The organism is Agrobacterium genomosp. 13 str. CFBP 6927, from assembly GCA_900012615.1.
In the GTDB taxonomy this organism is placed as follows: Bacteria; Pseudomonadota; Alphaproteobacteria; order Rhizobiales; family Rhizobiaceae; genus Agrobacterium.
Window position 1 is genome coordinate 1,398,695 of sequence record LT009757.1, and the last position, 16,613, is coordinate 1,415,307.

14 protein-coding genes, 1 tRNA gene, 2 rRNA genes and 1 pseudogene (1 of these 18 cut by a window edge) are annotated in these 16,613 nt (G+C 59.1%); 15 read left to right on the forward strand and 3 right to left on the reverse strand.

Annotated elements, in window-relative coordinates; all coding sequences use genetic code 11:
- From AGR13A_RS20745 to AGR13A_RS20755, 3 genes are all read left to right on the forward strand, one after another.
- Positions 1-1,093 (forward strand): 23S ribosomal RNA (locus AGR13A_RS20745); it begins 1,706 nt to the left of the window's first position.
- Positions 1,094-1,347: 254 nt separating this feature from the next.
- Positions 1,348-1,462: ribosomal RNA gene (rrf, locus tag AGR13A_RS20750) — 5S ribosomal RNA — on the forward strand.
- A gap of 236 nt (positions 1,463-1,698) precedes the next feature.
- Positions 1,699-1,775 (forward strand) — tRNA-Met (locus AGR13A_RS20755).
- Positions 1,776-2,372: 597 nt separating this feature from the next.
- On the opposite strand, the gene AGR13A_RS20760 is transcribed toward AGR13A_RS20755, so the two are convergent.
- Both AGR13A_RS20760 and AGR13A_RS20765 read right to left on the reverse strand, forming a co-directional pair.
- Positions 2,373-2,999, reverse strand: a complete 627-nt coding sequence (locus AGR13A_RS20760) for a GDSL-type esterase/lipase family protein (RefSeq protein WP_080839092.1) — start codon at positions 2,997-2,999, stop codon at positions 2,373-2,375.
- 68 nt (positions 3,000-3,067) lie between these two features.
- A complete protein-coding gene (locus tag AGR13A_RS20765) occupies positions 3,068-3,979 on the reverse strand; it encodes a 2-dehydro-3-deoxygalactonokinase (protein WP_080839095.1) in 912 nt (303 codons plus the stop codon).
- A gap of 115 nt (positions 3,980-4,094) precedes the next feature.
- On the opposite strand from AGR13A_RS20765, the gene AGR13A_RS20770 reads away from it, so the two are divergent.
- The 9 genes from AGR13A_RS20770 (at position 4,095) to AGR13A_RS20810 (ending at position 13,822) form a co-directional block, all read left to right on the forward strand.
- Positions 4,095-5,003 (forward strand): dihydrodipicolinate synthase family protein, encoded by a 909-nt coding sequence (locus AGR13A_RS20770; protein ID WP_080839099.1) that lies wholly within the window; start codon positions 4,095-4,097, stop codon positions 5,001-5,003.
- Positions 5,000-6,166: a mandelate racemase/muconate lactonizing enzyme family protein gene (locus AGR13A_RS20775; RefSeq protein WP_080839101.1), complete on the forward strand. Its 1,167-nt coding sequence runs from the start codon at positions 5,000-5,002 to the stop codon at positions 6,164-6,166. The genes AGR13A_RS20770 and AGR13A_RS20775 overlap by 4 nt, the downstream gene beginning before the upstream one ends.
- 24 nt (positions 6,167-6,190) lie before the next feature.
- Entirely contained in the window at positions 6,191-7,462 is a 1,272-nt protein-coding gene (locus AGR13A_RS20780) for an ABC transporter substrate-binding protein (RefSeq protein ID WP_065116468.1), read from the forward strand.
- An 83-nt stretch (positions 7,463-7,545) separates the two neighbouring features.
- Positions 7,546-8,472 carry a carbohydrate ABC transporter permease gene (locus tag AGR13A_RS20785; RefSeq protein WP_080839103.1) on the forward strand — a complete coding sequence of 309 codons (927 nt, stop codon included), beginning with the start codon at positions 7,546-7,548 and terminating at the stop codon, positions 8,470-8,472.
- A gap of 10 nt (positions 8,473-8,482) precedes the next feature.
- Entirely contained in the window at positions 8,483-9,313 is an 831-nt protein-coding gene (locus AGR13A_RS20790) for a carbohydrate ABC transporter permease (protein WP_046800465.1), read from the forward strand.
- A gap of 2 nt (positions 9,314-9,315) precedes the next feature.
- Positions 9,316-10,398 carry an ABC transporter ATP-binding protein gene (locus AGR13A_RS20795; protein WP_080839105.1) on the forward strand — a complete coding sequence of 361 codons (1,083 nt, stop codon included), beginning with the start codon at positions 9,316-9,318 and terminating at the stop codon, positions 10,396-10,398.
- Positions 10,395-11,378, forward strand: coding sequence for an NAD-dependent epimerase/dehydratase family protein (locus AGR13A_RS20800; RefSeq protein ID WP_080839106.1), 984 nt, complete (start codon positions 10,395-10,397; stop codon positions 11,376-11,378). Before AGR13A_RS20795 ends, AGR13A_RS20800 begins: the two co-directional genes overlap by 4 nt.
- Positions 11,375-13,057, forward strand: a complete 1,683-nt coding sequence (locus tag AGR13A_RS20805) for an SMP-30/gluconolactonase/LRE family protein (protein WP_080839107.1) — start codon at positions 11,375-11,377, stop codon at positions 13,055-13,057. The genes AGR13A_RS20800 and AGR13A_RS20805 overlap by 4 nt, the downstream gene beginning before the upstream one ends.
- Before the next feature lie 3 nt (positions 13,058-13,060).
- The gene (locus AGR13A_RS20810) at positions 13,061-13,822 is read left to right on the forward strand and encodes an SDR family NAD(P)-dependent oxidoreductase (protein WP_080839109.1); all 762 of its coding nucleotides are present in this window, start codon (positions 13,061-13,063) and stop codon (positions 13,820-13,822) included.
- A gap of 40 nt (positions 13,823-13,862) precedes the next feature.
- Here the strand turns inward: AGR13A_RS20810 and AGR13A_RS20815 are convergent.
- A pseudogene (locus tag AGR13A_RS20815) lies at positions 13,863-14,454 on the reverse strand (IS6 family transposase); the annotation flags it as partial.
- A 454-nt stretch (positions 14,455-14,908) separates the two neighbouring features.
- Here AGR13A_RS20815 and AGR13A_RS20820 point away from each other — a divergent pair.
- From AGR13A_RS20820 to AGR13A_RS20830, 3 genes are all read left to right on the forward strand, one after another.
- A complete protein-coding gene (locus AGR13A_RS20820) occupies positions 14,909-15,595 on the forward strand; it encodes an aspartyl/asparaginyl beta-hydroxylase domain-containing protein (protein ID WP_080839111.1) in 687 nt (228 codons plus the stop codon).
- A gap of 129 nt (positions 15,596-15,724) precedes the next feature.
- On the forward strand, positions 15,725-16,093 hold the full coding sequence (locus AGR13A_RS20825; protein ID WP_080839113.1) for a hypothetical protein: 369 nt from the start codon (positions 15,725-15,727) through the stop codon (positions 16,091-16,093).
- Positions 16,094-16,198: 105 nt separating this feature from the next.
- Positions 16,199-16,540: a hypothetical protein gene (locus AGR13A_RS20830; RefSeq protein ID WP_080839115.1), complete on the forward strand. Its 342-nt coding sequence runs from the start codon at positions 16,199-16,201 to the stop codon at positions 16,538-16,540.
- The last annotated feature ends 73 nt before the right edge of the window (positions 16,541-16,613 follow it).

The following is a 16,613-nucleotide window of genomic DNA, read 5'->3' on the forward strand; positions in this document are numbered from 1 at the left end:
ACACAGGGCTCTGCGAAGTAGCAATACGACGTATAGGGTCTGACGCCTGCCCGGTGCTGGAAGGTTAAAGGGAGGGGTGCAAGCTCTGAACTGAAGCCCCAGTAAACGGCGGCCGTAACTATAACGGTCCTAAGGTAGCGAAATTCCTTGTCGGGTAAGTTCCGACCTGCACGAATGGCGTAACGACTTCCCCGCTGTCTCCAACATAGACTCAGTGAAATTGAATTCCCCGTGAAGATGCGGGGTTCCTGCGGTCAGACGGAAAGACCCCGTGCACCTTTACTATAGCTTTACACTGGCATTCGCCAAGGCATGTGTAGGATAGGTGGTAGGCTTTGAAGCAGGGACGCCAGTCTTTGTGGAGCCATCCTTGAAATACCACCCTTATCTTCGTGGATGTCTAACCGCGGTCCGTTATCCGGATCCGGGACAGTGTATGGTGGGTAGTTTGACTGGGGCGGTCGCCTCCGAAAGAGTAACGGAGGCGCGCGATGGTGGGCTCAGACCGGTCGGAAATCGGTCGTCGAGTGCAATGGCATAAGCCCGCCTGACTGCGAGACTGACAAGTCGAGCAGAGACGAAAGTCGGTCATAGTGATCCGGTGGTCCCGTGTGGAAGGGCCATCGCTCAACGGATAAAAGGTACGCCGGGGATAACAGGCTGATGACCCCCAAGAGTCCATATCGACGGGGTTGTTTGGCACCTCGATGTCGACTCATCGCATCCTGGGGCTGGAGCAGGTCCCAAGGGTATGGCTGTTCGCCATTTAAAGCGGTACGTGAGTTGGGTTCAGAACGTCGTGAGACAGTTCGGTCCCTATCTGCCGTGGGTGTAGGAATATTGACAGGATCTGTCCCTAGTACGAGAGGACCGGGATGGACGTATCTCTGGTGGATCTGTTGTCCTGCCAAGGGCATAGCAGAGTAGCTATATACGGAATGGATAACCGCTGAAGGCATCTAAGCGGGAAACCAACCTGAAAACGAGTGTTCCCTATCAGAGCCGTGGAAGACGACCACGTTGATAGGACGGGTGTGGAAGCATGGCAACATGTGAAGCTTACCGTTACTAATAGCTCGATCGACTTCTTCGTTCCCATTGAATATGTTCATCAAGCAAAGCTTGATGACATCATCTTCTGTCCTCACGGGCCACAAGGCCCTGCGGACGGCGCGCCAAACGATTGGCGACGGACTAGCGTCCTGTATGGCTGCCAAACTCAACATCGAGCAAGGCAGGCAAACGGACCAGTCAAAGAAAGACGTGTAAATTAAAACGAAGCGCAAGCTTCCCAGCTTCTCGAAACAACACGCATGTGAAAACATGTTCAATGTTGCGTTTTGCCGACCTGGTGGTTATCGCGGGGCGGCTGCACCCGTTCCCTTTCCGAACACGGCCGTGAAACGCCCCAGCGCCAATGGTACTTCGTCTCAAGACGCGGGAGAGTAGGTCGCTGCCAGGTCTGCAAAACGCAACATTCTATCTTCTCTAAGCAAACTTCGGCCCAGCCGATACATAGGGCCGCTTACGCGGCCTTTTGCAGTTTAAGACAAAGCTTTAAAAGCAATAAAACAGCGTACAAAAATCATGTGCGCCTCTTACAGGAGATAAATTGCTCCGCAATTTACTCCGCCAGAAATCCGTCGTCGCTAAAGCAACGACGTAGTCGCGACATTCGGCTTCACCGAATGCGCTGGACGCGGGGTGGAGCAGCCCGGTAGCTCGTCAGGCTCATAACCTGAAGGCCGCAGGTTCAAATCCTGCCCCCGCAACCAATATCTCATAAGACATTCAAGACTTATCAAAGGGCCCGAGGAAGCTCAGGGCCCTTTTGGCGTTGTGCGGAAATTGTCATTCAAGCAGCCAATCCGGCCGGGCCTAAACGGGTGAATGCAGAAATGCAGGCATGGAACCGCCCTCTGATCGCCTGGCGCGATAGAGGCGGGCGGTGTCGAGTGCCTCCCGGATGGTCACGTCCATGTCGAGCTGTCGAATATGGGCTTCAATACGAGGCTTGACGTGATGAGAGGTCGTTTTTGGTTATGCTCATTCCGTTTCCCTCGGCGTCATTGCCGAGGTCGCGCGGGAATATGAAGCGAGCTTTAATAAAGGACGTATCAGGTGTGACACTTTAAGTGCCGCCTGGTCATCGCATTTATGCTCCTAATGCAAGATCACTTTGAATAAGTGGCCGGAGTTAAAGGTTGGTGCGTTAATTAAGCACGCTTATCCAATAGTGTTGCTTAATTAAATTAAGTGCTCCTTGTTTAAACAAGGGGCAGGGCTGATACTGGGTTATGTCTGCTTCCCGAGCCAAACATCGTCTGGGTCGTTTTGTCGAGACAATCGATGCAAGTGAAACAGTACGCGCCTCAGTTCAGCAGACCCAACGTTTTTCTGAGCGCTTCTGACCAGACCGCATAGCCTGCTGCATTCAGATGAACCAGATCTGGCAAATAACAACGGAACACCGGCAGGCCATTTTCACCGATGAGGCCGGCGTTCGGATCAAGCCATGTCGTGCGTTCGCGGCCGTTGCACCAGTCGCGCGCCGTCTTGTTGAAGAGACCGAATTCATGGCGGTATATCCAGCGCGCCGGACTGTGCTTGATCGCCAGAACAAACACGTCCGCCTGCGGTAGCGTTCGAGAGATGCGATCCCGCAAATCCTGCAGGTGCCGAAGCGTCGTCTGAGCCTTGAGGCCGTCGCTGGCAATATCGTTTTCGCCGAAATAAAGCACCACTCTGCCTGGCTTCAAGGGAACCAGGAGTTGGTGCAGGTAGTGGCTGGCGGAGAGGTAAGTGCCGCCGCCAAATCCCAGATTGACGATATCCAGCGAGCCGAGATCCTCGGTGACGGAGCTCCAGATTCGAAACGAGGATGAGCCATAAAAGGCGATCGGATTGTCTGGAAGGCCGATGCGCTGGAGGCGGGCCAGAATGGCAATGATATCGTTTTCGTGACGGCTGGTGCCGATATTGGCCGGGAAGTCGTACATGACGGTCCTAAAAACATGTGGTTTGAAAGCCGGATGCCGCCATTTCGGCATCCCGCGGTCGGCTGAGGTTACGAAAGCGCTTGGTGCAGGACAGCCAAGGCCCCTTTCGTCAGGGCGTCATCCGCACCCATGGATGTGTTGAGGCCGAATACATCCGCGGCAACCAGGTAGAGGTCGTTCAGCCCGTCATTACCGATGACAGCTGCTTCGTCTCCTTCCGCATACCATCCCGCCTCACGGGCCTGCAGAAACTCCTGCCCGATGACCAGTCCCCTCACATAGGAGCGCAGTTGGTCCGGCGAAAGCTGGCCGGCAAGCCCGCCGGTTCGCGCCGAAAACAGCAGCGACAGCATGACGGCGGATCGTTTTGCCTCTTTCAGACCCCAGCGATAGGCCTCCGGATCATCGACCGGCGGCTGTGTTGAACCGCGCGCGATGAAGGAATGATTGATGAGCAGGTTGAAGATTTCACCGGTCACGAATGTCTGGAAACCGTCGATCCGCCCCGCCTTCACCCGCGCCCATTTGCTATGGGTTCCGGGGATGATGAGGGTGGCGTCTTCACCAAGGCCACGGCCGACGATCTGAGTTTCTTCGCCGCGCATCACGTCTGGAAAGGGCTGGCGGGCGGGGTCGTTGAGACCCGGCAGGAAGACGAGATCGGAGCCGTTCGGCAGCGACCTGCGCACCGTGCCGGCGGCAAGTTCCGCCGGGCCTGCCGGGCACGGCACATAAGCGACTTCGACCCAGCCGTTGCGGCTGGTGATCATGCCGAGGGCGGCGACGGGCAGGGGCCCGTGGCGCGAGAACCAGGGTGCGAGTGCAGCCATCAGCGCCGCCTCGTGCTCACCCTTGCCAAGGCTCGAAATACCGTCGGCGGTTTCCAGATGATCGAGTTCTTCGCCGCCTTCACCGACAAGCGCCGCCCTCAGTGATGTCGTTCCCCAATCAACGATGATCGATGTCGCCGTTGCAGCCATGTCTTGAACCTCCTCGTTCATTTCATCTTGGGGCTTGTCATAGGGTGCGAGTCTATGTAGTGTCAATTAATGAATTCAAGGTATCAATATATGATACTCAATTGGGAGGAGAAAGATGGTGGCTGGCCTCAAGGGGATTTTGCCTGTTCTGCCCACGCCGTTTCTGGCTGATGGCGGCATTGACGAAGCGGGTATGAAGCGGCTGGTGGTCTTTGCGCTCGACAAGGGCGTGGATGGTGTCGTGTTTCCCGGTTTCGCCAGCGAGGTGGAGGCTTTGAATGCCACCGAGCGCGCAACGCTGCTGAAGATCGTCGTGGATGCGGTGGCCGGTCGGGTGCCTGTTGTGGCCGGCGCCAGTGCGGCCGACTGGCGTGAGGTGGTCGAGCATGGGCGGGCGGCATCGGCGCTTGGCATTCGCCACCTGATGGTGCAGCCGCCGAAATCGGTCGGCACGGATGCACCGGCGCTGATCGAATTCCTCGGCAGGATTGTCGAGGCGCTGCCCGAAGTCGAAATCATCCTGCAGAACGCGCCTGCGCCGCGCGGCTCCGACCTCTCGCCGCAGGCGATCGTGGAAATCGTGCGGGCGTTGCCGCAGGTGACCTATGTCAAGGAAGAGACCCTTCCGGCCGGCCCGGCCATCAGCCACATCATCGCCCATGCGCCTTCGACCCTGAAGGGCGTCATCGGTGGCGGCGGCGCGCGTTACATTCTCGACGAATATGCCCGAGGTGCTACGGCAGCGATGCCGGCGCTGGAGATCGCCGAGGAACATGTGGCCATCGACAGGGCGCTTGTTGCCGGGCGGCAGGAAGAGGCTCGCCGGATTTATGTCCGCACCTTGCCGCTTCTGGTGTTGCAGGCGGTCTATCGCATGCGGCTGACCAAATATGTACTCGCCCGTCGCGGCGTGATCGAAGGCGTCGGCGTGCGTGCGCCGACACCCGAGCTTGATGCGGCGGCCATTGCCGATATTGACGCCAATCTGGTCGAACTCGGCCTTGTTGCCGCGGAGGCCGCATGAACAGCCCCATCGCAACCGTCGAAGTCTTCACGCTGACCCAGCCGCGCAAGGTGCCCTATCTTGGCGCGCTCAGGGAAGGCGAGGTGGTCAATCCCAACGGCTACATCGTGCGCAAGGGTAATCGCACGGTCTACCCCACCTTCGACCGCAGCGTGCTGGTGCGCATGACCACCGAGGCCGGCACTGTCGGCTGGGGCGAGACCTATGGCATCGTCGCCCCCGGTGCGGTCGCCGCCCTCATCAATGATCTTCTCGCCGGTTTCGTGATCGGCCGCGATGCGTCCGATCCTTCGGCTGTTTATGACGACCTCTACGACATGATGCGGGTGCGTGGTTATACCGGCGGCTTTTACGTCGATGCGCTCGCCGCGCTCGATATTGCCCTCTGGGATATTGCCGGGCAGGAAGCCGGAAAATCGGTTCGCGACCTTCTCGGCGGCGGGGTGGATGCGTTTCCGGCCTATGTTTCCGGCCTGCCTGAAAAAACGCTGAAGGCGCGCGGGGAACTGGCGAAATACTGGCAGGATCGCGGTTTCAACGCCTTCAAATTCGCGACGCCGGTGGCCGATGACGGCCCGACGGCGGAAATTGCCAATCTCCGGCAGGTGCTTGGGCCGCAGGCCAAGATCGCCGCCGACATGCACTGGAACCAGACGCCGGAAAGGGCGCTGGAACTGATTGCCGAAATGCAGCCCTTCGACCCGTGGTTCGCCGAGGCGCCCGTCTGGACGGAGGACATTGCCGGTCTGGAGAAGGTTTCGAAGAATACCGACGTGCCGATTGCCGTCGGTGAGGAATGGCGCACCCATTGGGATATGCGCGCCCGCATCGAACGCTGCCGCATCGCGATCGTGCAGCCGGAAATGGGCCATAAGGGCATCACCAATTTCATCCGCATCGGTGCCCTTGCCGCCGAACACGGCATTGACGTGATCCCGCACGCCACCGTTGGCGCCGGCATCTTCCTTGCCGCCAGCCTGCAGGCGTCGTCGACATTGTCGATGCTGAAGGGACACGAATTCCAGCACTCGATCTTCGAGCCGAACCGCCGCCTGCTGGACGGCGACATGGATTGCCGCGAAGGCAGGTATCACCTGCCGTCCGGACCGGGACTTGGGGTAAGACCGTCGGAGGCGGCGCTCGGTCTGATTGAACGTATCTGATTTGGTTTTTTGGAGGAGGAAACCATGACCAAAAGAATGAAAAAGCTGGCGCTCAGCACCGCGACCGCCGTGTTGATGACCATGGGCGCTGTTGCGCCCGCCATGGCCGATACCGTGCTGAAGTTCATTTCCTGGCAGACCGATGATGCCGGAACGGGTGAATGGTGGCATTCCGCCATCGCCGCCTTCGAGAAACAGCATCCGGGGGTGAAGATCGAATTCACCAAGGCGGAGCGCAGTTCCTACGCGGATACCATGACCACGCTTTTTGCCGCCAACCAGCCGCCGCAGATCGTGCATCTGGCGTCCTTCGAATTCCAGATGTTTGCCGATAGCGGCTGGCTGGAACCGCTCGACCCGTGGCTGAAGAAGGATGGCATCGACATGACCGGCTGGGCCGGCCAGCAGAAATGCGAATGGAACGGCGAAACCGTCTGCATCATGACCAACTATTTCGGTTTCGTCATGGCCTATAACAAGAAGCTGCTGGAAGAAGCGGGCGTTGCGGTTCCGAAAACCTATGACGAGTTTCTGGCCGCTGCAAAAGCCACGACCAAGGATCTGAACGGCGACGGCATCATCGACCAGTTCGGCACCGGCCACGAAACCAAGGGTGGTCCGGGGCAATATCTGACGGAAATGCTGAACTACATCATCGATGCCGGCGCCTACTGGACCGACAAGGATGGCAACATCACCATCGACACGCCCCAGATGGTCGAGGGCCTTTCACGCTGGAAAACCGTGATGAAGAGCGGCATCAGCCCGGTGGACATGAGCGCCAGCGACGTGCGCAAGCTGTTTGCCGATGGAAAGATGGCCATGCGGCTCGATGGACCGTGGCTTTATGGTACGACCGAAAAGGGTTCGGCCAAGAGCGACATCGTTTATGTCGCGCCGCCGCTTCATCCGCCGCTTGGCGGGTCTTCCAACGTACTGGCCATGCCGGCCGATATTCCCGATGACCAGAAGGCATTGGTCTGGGATTTCATCAAGCTGACGATGACGCCGGAATTCCAGCGCAGTTACGCCACCCTTGGCGGCAACACCCCGCCAAGCCCGAAGGCAGATGTCTCGGGTGTTGAAAAGACCATCCCGCATTTTCCGGTGCTGATCGAAACGATGAAGGCCGCATCTGAAGCCGGTATCGACCGCATTCCGACCGGGCTTGAGCTTTTCTACAACGAGTTCAGCAAGATGGTGATGGAAGAAAGCCAGCGGATGATCATTCAGGATCTCGATCCGGCGGAGGTGGCGAAAACCATGCAGGCAAAGGCCGAAGCCATCAAGGGTTGATCCCCCATCGTCCTGATCTTGTTGTCCTGCCATGGCCCGTAAAGGGCCATGGCCATCATTCGCATCCGGCAGGAGGACCATCCATGACCGAACCCGTTCGGGCTGGGCGTCGCAAGTTCTTCGATCTTGCGCGTCCCAGCCGGCAACATCTCCTCGGCTATATTCTGATCGCGCCCGCGGTCCTGATGGTTGCTGCCATCATCGTCTGGCCGCTCGTGCTGGCCGTTGACCTTTCGTTTCAGCAGGTCAAGATACCAAGGCTTGGCGGCGCCACCCGGCCGTTTTCGCTGAGCAATTACACCTGGCTGTTCTCGTCGCCGGAATTCTGGCTGGCCTGCTGGGTAACACTGAAACTGGTCATCGTCGTTACCGCCGGCAGCGTCGCCGTCGGTCTCAGCACGGCGCTTCTTGCCAATAACCGTTTCAAGGGCCGCACCGTCGCACGGCTGGGAATGGCGCTGCCCTGGGCCGTGCCGGAAATCATCGCGGTCGTCATCTTTGCGTGGATGTTCGACACTTCCTTCGGCCTGTTCGGCTGGCTGGCGATCAAGCTCGGTTTCACCGATCAGATGATCCCGTGGGTCAGCAGCTCCACGGCCGCATTCTGGGCCGTGGCGATCACCATGGTATGGAAGGGTTTTCCTTTCGTCTCGATCATGTGTCTGGCTGGCCTGCAGTCCATCCCCGCCGATTATTATGCGGCGGCCAAGGTCGATGGCGCGAGTGTGTGGCAGCGTTTCCGCTGGATCACCATGCCGCTTTTGATGCCGGTGCTGGGCGTGACGCTGGTGCTGACGCTACTTTGGGTATTCCGCGACTTTTCCATCATCAAGGTTCTGACCGGCGGCGGGCCGCTGCGTTCAACCCAGACGCTGTCGATCATGACCTATGACCAGGCCTTCCAGTATCACAATTTCGGTCGTGCCGCCGCCGTCGGCGTGCTGACGCTGGTGATCTGCATCGTCGCGAGCCTCCTGATGCTCGGCCGGCGTTCGAAATCGATCTATTGAGGAGGCTTTGATGAAACGGACATTTTTACAGAGCCTTGCCCTTTACGCGACTGTGATTTTCACGCTGGTGATGATCCTGTTCCCGGTCTACTGGCTGCTGGTCACGGCACTTTCCACCACCGATGAGCTTTACCGCCTGCCGCCGACCTTCTGGCCGGACGATCCGCAGTGGGACATCTTCGCCCGCGTCTGGGCGGCAAAACCGATCCTGCTGTGGCTTTGGAATTCGATGCTTGCGGCCATCGGCTCGGTGGCGCTGTCGATGCTGGTCTCGGTCAGCGCCGGTTATGCGCTGTCGCGTTATTCCATGCGGGGTGGCGCGACCATGGGTCTCTTCGTCCTGACGGCGAAGATGCTGCCCGCGACGCTGCTCGTCATTCCGCTGTTTTCGATATTTTCCAGCTTCGGCCTGATCGGCAGCCTGTGGACGCTGGTTCTGGCGCATTCGACAATGATCATTCCTTTCGCCACATGGATGCTGAAAGGCTATTTCGACACCATTCCGAAGGAACTGGAACAGGCTGCCATGGTCGACGGATGCTCGCCGATCGGCGCGATGGTGCGCGTCGTGCTTCCTATCGCCACACCGGGGCTTGCCGCCACCGCACTTTATGCCTTCGTGCTCAGCTGGGCAGACTATGCCTATGCGCGCACCTTCCTTGTCAACTCGCCGGACAACTGGACGGCCAATCTCGGCATCACCACGATGCAGGGCGAATATGTCACCTACTGGAACGACATTTCCGCCGCATCCGTGTTCATCGCACTGCCGATCATCGCAATCTACCTGTTCCTGGAACGTTATTTGGTCGGCGGCCTCACCGCTGGCGCGGAGAAATAAGCATGGCCAATATTTCCATTCGCAACGTCAGCAAGTCCTATGGCGCGCTCAACGTGCTCAGGCCGTTTTCGCTTGAGATCGAGAACGGCGAGTTCGTGGTGCTGGTCGGGCCTTCCGGCTGCGGCAAGTCGACGATGCTGAAAATCCTCGCCGGCCTCGAACCGGCAAGCGAAGGCCAGATATTCATCGGCGACAACGAAGTGACGGATCTGGCGCCGGGTGACCGCGACATCGCCATGGTGTTCCAGAACTATGCGCTCTATCCGCACCTCACCGTTCGCCAGAATATCGGCTTCGGCCTGAAAATGCGCGGCACCGACAAGGCCGGGATCGACCGCCGGGTTGATGATGCGGCGCGCATTCTGGAAGTGACGCCCTATCTTGATCGCAAGCCCAAGGATCTCTCGGGCGGCCAGCGGCAGCGCGTGGCGCTTGGCCGTGCCATCGTGCGCCAGCCCCAGGCCTTCCTGATGGATGAGCCGCTGTCCAATCTCGATGCCAAGCTGCGCGTCCACATGCGTGCCGAAATCGGCGCATTGCACAAGCGCATCGGTGTCACCACCGTTTATGTGACGCATGATCAGGTCGAGGCGATGACGATGGCGGACCGCGTCGTCATCATGCAGGGCGGCATCATCCAGCAGATCGCCGCACCCGACGAGCTTTTCAACAATCCGGCCAATCTTTTCGTTGCCGGTTTCATCGGCTCGCCGGGCATGAATTTCCTCAATGCGGAACTGCGTGACGGCACTGTTACCCTGTTTGGGCAACAGGTCTCCCTGCCGGGTGCCGTCGGCCGCCAGGGCAGCGTGATCGTCGGCCTGCGGCCGGAACATCTCGTTCTGGGCGATGCGCCTGTTACCTTCGATGTCCGTCCGACGCTGGTGGAAAGCCTGGGATCGGAAAAATACGTCTATTTCGATGCGGAAGGCGCAAGGGTAGCGGATGGCGAGGAGGGCAAGTCCAAGGGGCTGATCGCCCGCGTCTCGCATACCGGCAGCCTTCCCGGCAATGAGGCGCTCCGGCTCGGTTTCGATCCGGCCCAGCTTTATCTCTTCGATGCAAAGACCGGAGCACGGCTATGATTCTCGTTACCGGATCGGCAGGCCGTGTCGGCCGTGCCGTTGTCGCCGCCTTGCGCGCGCAGGGCCGCGCCGTTCGCGGTTTTGATTTGAGGCCATCGGCAACCGGCGGCGAGGAAGTCGTCGGGTCGCTGGAGGATGCGCAGGCACTGTCCGAAGCCATCAAGGACGTGAGTGCCGTCCTGCATCTGGGCGCCTTCATGTCATGGGCTCCGGCGGATCGTGACCGCATGTTCGCCGTCAATGTCGAGGGCACGCGCCGGCTTCTGGATGCGGCTTCGGCGGCTGGCGTGCGGCGGTTCGTCTTCGCTTCGTCGGGTGAGGTCTATCCGGAAAACCGGCCGGAGTTCCTGCCGGTCACCGAGGACCATCCGCTCTGCCCCAATTCGCCCTATGGGCTGACCAAGCTTCTGGGTGAAGAGCTGGTGCGCTTTCACCAGCGAAGCGGCATCATGGAAACGGTGATCCTGCGGTTTTCGCATACGCAGGATGCGGCGGAACTGCTGGATGAGGAGAGTTTCTTTTCCGGTCCCCGGTTTTTCCTGCGGCCGCGCATTCGCCAGCAGCAGAATTTCGGAAACACTGCCATCGCCGAATTGCTCCAGTCCCGCGATATCGGTGAGCCGTCACACATTCTGGCGCGCAATGAAAACGGCCGGCCGTTCCGCATGCATATAACCGATACGCGCGACATGGTGGCGGGCATTCTGCTTGCTCTCGATCACCCCGGGGCGGCGGGCGGCACCTTCAATCTCGGCGCCGATGAGCCGGCCGATTTCGCCGCGCTTCTGCCGAAAATTGCGGCGCTGACCGGCCTGCCCATCGTGACAGTCGATTTTCCCGGCGACGGCGTTTATTACCATACGTCCAACGAGCGGATCAGAAACACTTTGGGGTTTGAAGCGGAATGGACGATGGACCGGATGCTGGACGACGCGGCGGCCGCAAGGCGGCAGCGACTCGCGAAGGAGCAGAGGCAATGAAACCGGAGACGCCGGGCGGCACGGCGGCATTGGCCAAGGGCCTGACCCTGCTCGACATGGTCGCCGATGCGCCGGAACCGCTGCGTTTTGCCGAGCTGCTGCGGGCCTCCGGTCTGCCGAAGCCGACATTCGCGCGCATCCTGCGCACTCTTATCGCTTATGGCCTCGTCCGTCAGGATGAGGCCCGGGGCACCTATGTGCTGGGCCAGCGTTTTCTGGAAATGTCCCATAAGGTCTGGGAGAGCTTCGATCTCGTCTCAGCGGCGACCCCGGAACTGGAGCGGCTGGCGGCTGAACTGGGTGAGACGGTTGCACTGTGCCGGCTTGACGGCACCATGACGCAATATCTGGCCGAACGTTCTCCGAACGGTCTTTCGGTGCGCGTCGAGGTGGGACGCCGCGTTCCCCTGCATTGCACCGCGCCGGGCAAGGCGCTGCTCGCCTTTCAGGACCCCGCCGTTGGCCGCGCGCTGCTGGATCGCCTGACGCTCGATCTGCAGACACCCAAAACCATTACCAGCCTCGATGCGCTGCAGGCCGATCTGACGCTGACCCGGGCGCGGGGCTATTCGATTTCCTACGAGGAGCATCTGCCGGGCGTGAATTCGGTCGCCGCCCCTGTCATGGGCCGTGACAATACGCCGATGGGCGTGCTCGTTGCGCTTGGGCCGTCGTCGCGGCTGGATTCCTCCAATATCCATCCCGCCGGGCGTGAATTGATTGCTGCCGCTCGCCGCATTACCGGTGCAGCCGGGGCCGTGGCGATCAGCTCGCGGCCACGCCCGCGTTCGGCAACAGGCCGCCCGAGCGCCGAACTCAGCTGCATTCTGCCGTGGGGTGCGCAGCTGGGGGAAAGCCCGGTCTGGCACGAGGGGGAAAACGCGCTCTACTGGGTGGATATCCTGCATCCGGCGGTGCACCGCTTCGATCCTGCCACTGGCCGCAACGAAACCTGCGAGACCGGCAAGCTGGTCAGCGCCGTCATTCCGGTCACCGGCGGGCGGTTGCTGGTGGCGTCGCAGGATGGCGTCGAATGGCTGGATTTTGCCTCCGGCCGGCTGACACCCTTCGTCAGTCCGGAAGCGGGCATTGCCGACAACCGCCTGAACGATGCCAAATGCGGGCCGGATGGCGCGATCTGGGTCGGCTCGATGCGCATCGATGCCTCCAAGCCCACGGGTGCGCTTTATCGCATCAATGCCAATGGCGCATCCGAGCGCAAGGAAGGCGGCATCATCGTTTCCAACGGTCTCGGTTGGAGCCCGGATGGCAGGACCTTCTATTTCGTCGATACCGTGCCTGGCCTCATCCATGCCTATGATTGTGATCCGGCGACGGGCGCGCTGTCGCAGCGCCGTGAATTCGCCCGCATTCCGGTGGCCGATGGCCGGCCGGATGGTCTGGCCGTGGATGCCGAAGGCGGTGTCTGGTGTGCCATCTGGGATGGCTGGTGCGTGCGCCGTTATCTTCCGAACGGCAAGCTGGACCAGGTGATCGACATGCCGGTGCCGCGCCCTTCCAGCATCGCCTTTGGCGGGCCGGACCTGTCGACGCTGTTCATCACCAGCGCCCGCACGCGCCTGCCTGCCTCTACACTCGCCGATGCGCCACTCTCCGGCGGCCTGTTTTCCTGCCGCCCGGGAATTGCCGGCGCGCGCATCTCGCTGTTTGAAGGATAAAGGATGCGTCTCGAAAACGTCTTTGGGTTGAAGGGCCGCACGGCGCTCGTCACCGGTTCCAGCCGTGGCATAGGCGCCGCCATTGCCGAGGGGCTGGCGGGCGCGGGCGCTAATGTCATCCTGCATGGTGTAAAGCCGGGTGCCGCCGCAGCCGTGCAGCACCGGATCGTCGCAAGCGGCGGCACGGCGCAGGACCTGGCGGGCGATTTGTCCGAACCCGGTGCCGGTCGTGACCTCATTGAACGGGCCGAGGCGATTGCACCGGTCGATATTCTTGTTATCAATGCCAGCGCCCAGATCAACGCCGTGCTTTCGGAACTGACACCTGACGATCTGGCGTTTCAGCTGGCGGTCAATCTGGGCTCGACGGTGGATATGCTGCAGGCGGCCCTGCCGCGCATGGCGGCCCGCAAATGGGGCAGGGTGGTTTCCATCGGCTCGGTCAACCAGCTGCGGCCAAAAGGCGTCGTAACCGTCTATGCCGCGACCAAGGCTGCGCAGCATAATCTGATTCAGAGTCAGGCGCGTGATTATGCGCGTGATAATGTGTTGCTCAACACGCTCGCTCCTGGCCTCATAGACACCGACCGCAATGCCCACCGCCGTGATGAGGATCCCGAAGGCTGGGCAGACTATGTCCGGACGCTCAATTGGATGGGCCGTGCCGGGCAGCCGGAAGAAATGGTGGGCGCCGCCATCTTCCTGTCGTCAGAGGCTTGCAGTTTCATGACCGGCGAGAACATTTTTCTGACGGGTGGATATTGACGGATCTTGGAAATTGGGTTGCTGACGCTACGACCACAGGCCCGTCACGGCATTTCCAATGCGCCATCGCGCGGATGCGGTGAATGTGCGTGGCCAGGGCGGATCGTTTGTGATGCGGGGTGACGAAGAGATTTCGGAGCGCCGAGAAGATCGAGATGAACCGCTGCAAGCTGCCGGCTGATCGGAAACCCTGCATCGTGCGTTCTCGTTTTCGGAGCGGCAGATGAGAATTTTCCACAGCCGGCATAACGTCTCGCTTGGCCGCGCCATACGAACGGAGCTTGTCGGTGACGATCCGCTTGGGCGGCATGCCTGCTTTCTTCAGTAGCCTGATCAGCAGTCACCTCGCGGCTTTCTTATCGCGCCGGCTTTGAACGATCTCATCGAGAACATAACCATGTTGGTCAACTGCTCGCCAAAGCCAGTGTTTGCGGCCAGCGATGGAAACTACCATCTCGACCAGTGCGACGGCTGCCGGCGACGGATTTACTTTGCTTAGGCGGTCCGAATTTCCGCCTCCATCGGCGGATCGTTTCATACGAAACGACGATGCCCCGCTCCAGCAGAAATTTCTCGACTGGGCGCAGGCTCAGCGGGAACCGAAAGTACAGCCAGACCGCATGGGCGATGATCTACTGCGGAAACGGTGGCGCTTGTAGCAGATGGCTGAATTCTTCGTCCCACCATCTATACGCCCCACTCACTGACAGCAGGTTTATGTGACAACACCGCCTGACGTTCTGAAGCAGCTCCGGATGCTGCCGGATCCCACCGACGTCCGCGCGAGATAGTGCTTGGGCGACCATCAGCATGTCTTCTTCCCACTTGGTGTGAAAGCCAAGTCGCTGTTCCCGCCACTGCAGATACGATTTGCCCGTTTTCATGGCGCGCCCGAATACAATTCTTAACAAGAACGAACACAACGAAACGATATTTCAGAATAGAACAACGGCGTCGGTTGCGGGAAGATACGGGCGACAGGTGAGCCTCGTTTCGTAACTCCTCCGATATGACAGCCAGCAGAACTTTGGTGCCCGCAGCTAAACTAGTTCAGGTGCGGAACAAAAATATATCGAGGCCAGTGGAATGTCGCGTATCTATGATTTCGGAGCAAATCTCGTCAGGCTTATTTACGAAAAGCGTATAGATGCACCGGAAATTCTCGACACAGATCGTGAATTTCCCAACGCAATCAAGTTCACTTCCGCTTGGCAGGACATTCGAGAAGAAGCGCTCGCTATAAGGGTGAGTAAGGTACCGCGGTTTCACGACATCATGCCGGAACAGGGCGAAATTTCCGCGCAGGATGGCCTCGATTGGAGAATGTTTGTTCTCAAAGCTTATGACATGACGATATCTGAAAACATGGCGCGCATGCCTGTGCTCAGTCGACTGCTGGAGGAATGCCCGGAGGTCAAGTCCGCTGCCATTTCCTTTCTTGCGCCCCATAAGCATATCCCTGTCCATAAGGGGCCTTTTCGCGGAATCATGCGATTTCATCTCGGATTGGTCATTCCGCGCGGGCAGGACGGTCTGCCGGCAACAGTCATGATGATCAACCGCCAGGAGAAGCGTATCGCCGACGGTGAGTGCCTCCTGTGGGATGATACCTTCCCACATGAGGTCACAAACAACGCTGGGGAAATTCGCGTCGCACTTCTTCTTGATGTTTGGCGGCCTCGGATGCCAGTGGATATGGAAATGCTGTCCCGGCTCATCGTTCGGGTGGTGCAGATAGGAATGCGATACAGAGGCGTATCTTTTGCTGGATGACCTGATTGGAAAATCGGTCTCAAAAAACGCTCACTCCTGTTCAGGCTGGGAGGATGTGTGACCACAGATGCGGGCCGCTGAGGCGATTTAGGGCCTTCATGCCAAACAATACTCTAATTGGATCAACCCATGTATTCCCGCCTTTCAGCACGATACTCTTCCGGTTTAGCTGCCCTGTTAACTCTCGCTTTTCTACTTTCCGTCGGTACACAAGTCCGGGCAGATGAAAACCTGGCTGGCATCGTTGCTGATGGCAAGGCATGGGAGATGTATGTCGTCAAACGCAAGGTTTACAATATTCTGGTGCTGCGCCCTGATGGCAGCGGTGAATTAAGCGACGGTCTCGTGAACATCAATCCGACCTGGCGTGCTATTTCAGGCGGTATTTGTATGACGCCGCGTCGCGGAGATAAAGAACGATGTGTGCAGTTGAAGCGCATGGAAGGCGGCATTGTTGCTTCACAAGACGGAGCTGCCATATGGCAACTCAGCCGTTGACGGCGGCATGGTAATGAAGGCTTCGACACACGTCTTAACAAAACGAAATCCACCTTCGAATGGGAATGGTTAAGCTCGAGGACATCTCAAAAAAGGAATTGGTCGATGACCATCGAGCGCCTCTTTCATCCCGTTATAATCTATATTCCCGAGGAGCGGGCATCGTTGCTGGCGGCAGATGTCCTTACAAAGGAAGGGTTTGACGTCATTAGAACAAGCAGCAAAATCGACTTGGAACTACACGTTCCTTTCGGCAAGGTTGTCGTGACCGTCACCTGGAAAATCGTGGAAGTCCGGGAAGTTTGCGCTCTTCCTGTCGTCAATATTCAGGCGTTCGTTTTGCCTGCTGACATATGGTCGCAACCCTCGTTGCCGGGAAAATTTGATCGGCAGGCGTTCCTCGAGCGGGTGAGGGCCGGATTGAAGTCAGAGCCAGCTCGCCACTGAACTCATCAACGTGTCAACGGTCTCTGGGCCAAGGCCCGCGATCCAGCACGTTCGTTCGTTGTGCGGTCTGTGC

Coding starts and splice junctions, on each gene's coding strand:
- AGR13A_RS20760 (WP_080839092.1), bottom strand. CDS start 2,999: ATGTACGACTTCCCGGCCAATATCGGCACCAGCCGTCACGAAAACGAT.
- AGR13A_RS20765 (WP_080839095.1), bottom strand. CDS start 3,979: ATGGCTGCAACGGCGACATCGATCATCGTTGATTGGGGAACGACATCA.
- AGR13A_RS20770 (WP_080839099.1), top strand. CDS start 4,095: ATGGTGGCTGGCCTCAAGGGGATTTTGCCTGTTCTGCCCACGCCGTTT.
- AGR13A_RS20775 (WP_080839101.1), top strand. CDS start 5,000: ATGAACAGCCCCATCGCAACCGTCGAAGTCTTCACGCTGACCCAGCCG.
- AGR13A_RS20780 (WP_065116468.1), top strand. CDS start 6,191: ATGACCAAAAGAATGAAAAAGCTGGCGCTCAGCACCGCGACCGCCGTG.
- AGR13A_RS20785 (WP_080839103.1), top strand. CDS start 7,546: ATGACCGAACCCGTTCGGGCTGGGCGTCGCAAGTTCTTCGATCTTGCG.
- AGR13A_RS20790 (WP_046800465.1), top strand. CDS start 8,483: ATGAAACGGACATTTTTACAGAGCCTTGCCCTTTACGCGACTGTGATT.
- AGR13A_RS20795 (WP_080839105.1), top strand. CDS start 9,316: ATGGCCAATATTTCCATTCGCAACGTCAGCAAGTCCTATGGCGCGCTC.
- AGR13A_RS20800 (WP_080839106.1), top strand. CDS start 10,395: ATGATTCTCGTTACCGGATCGGCAGGCCGTGTCGGCCGTGCCGTTGTC.
- AGR13A_RS20805 (WP_080839107.1), top strand. CDS start 11,375: ATGAAACCGGAGACGCCGGGCGGCACGGCGGCATTGGCCAAGGGCCTG.
- AGR13A_RS20810 (WP_080839109.1), top strand. CDS start 13,061: ATGCGTCTCGAAAACGTCTTTGGGTTGAAGGGCCGCACGGCGCTCGTC.
- AGR13A_RS20820 (WP_080839111.1), top strand. CDS start 14,909: ATGTCGCGTATCTATGATTTCGGAGCAAATCTCGTCAGGCTTATTTAC.
- AGR13A_RS20825 (WP_080839113.1), top strand. CDS start 15,725: ATGTATTCCCGCCTTTCAGCACGATACTCTTCCGGTTTAGCTGCCCTG.
- AGR13A_RS20830 (WP_080839115.1), top strand. CDS start 16,199: ATGACCATCGAGCGCCTCTTTCATCCCGTTATAATCTATATTCCCGAG.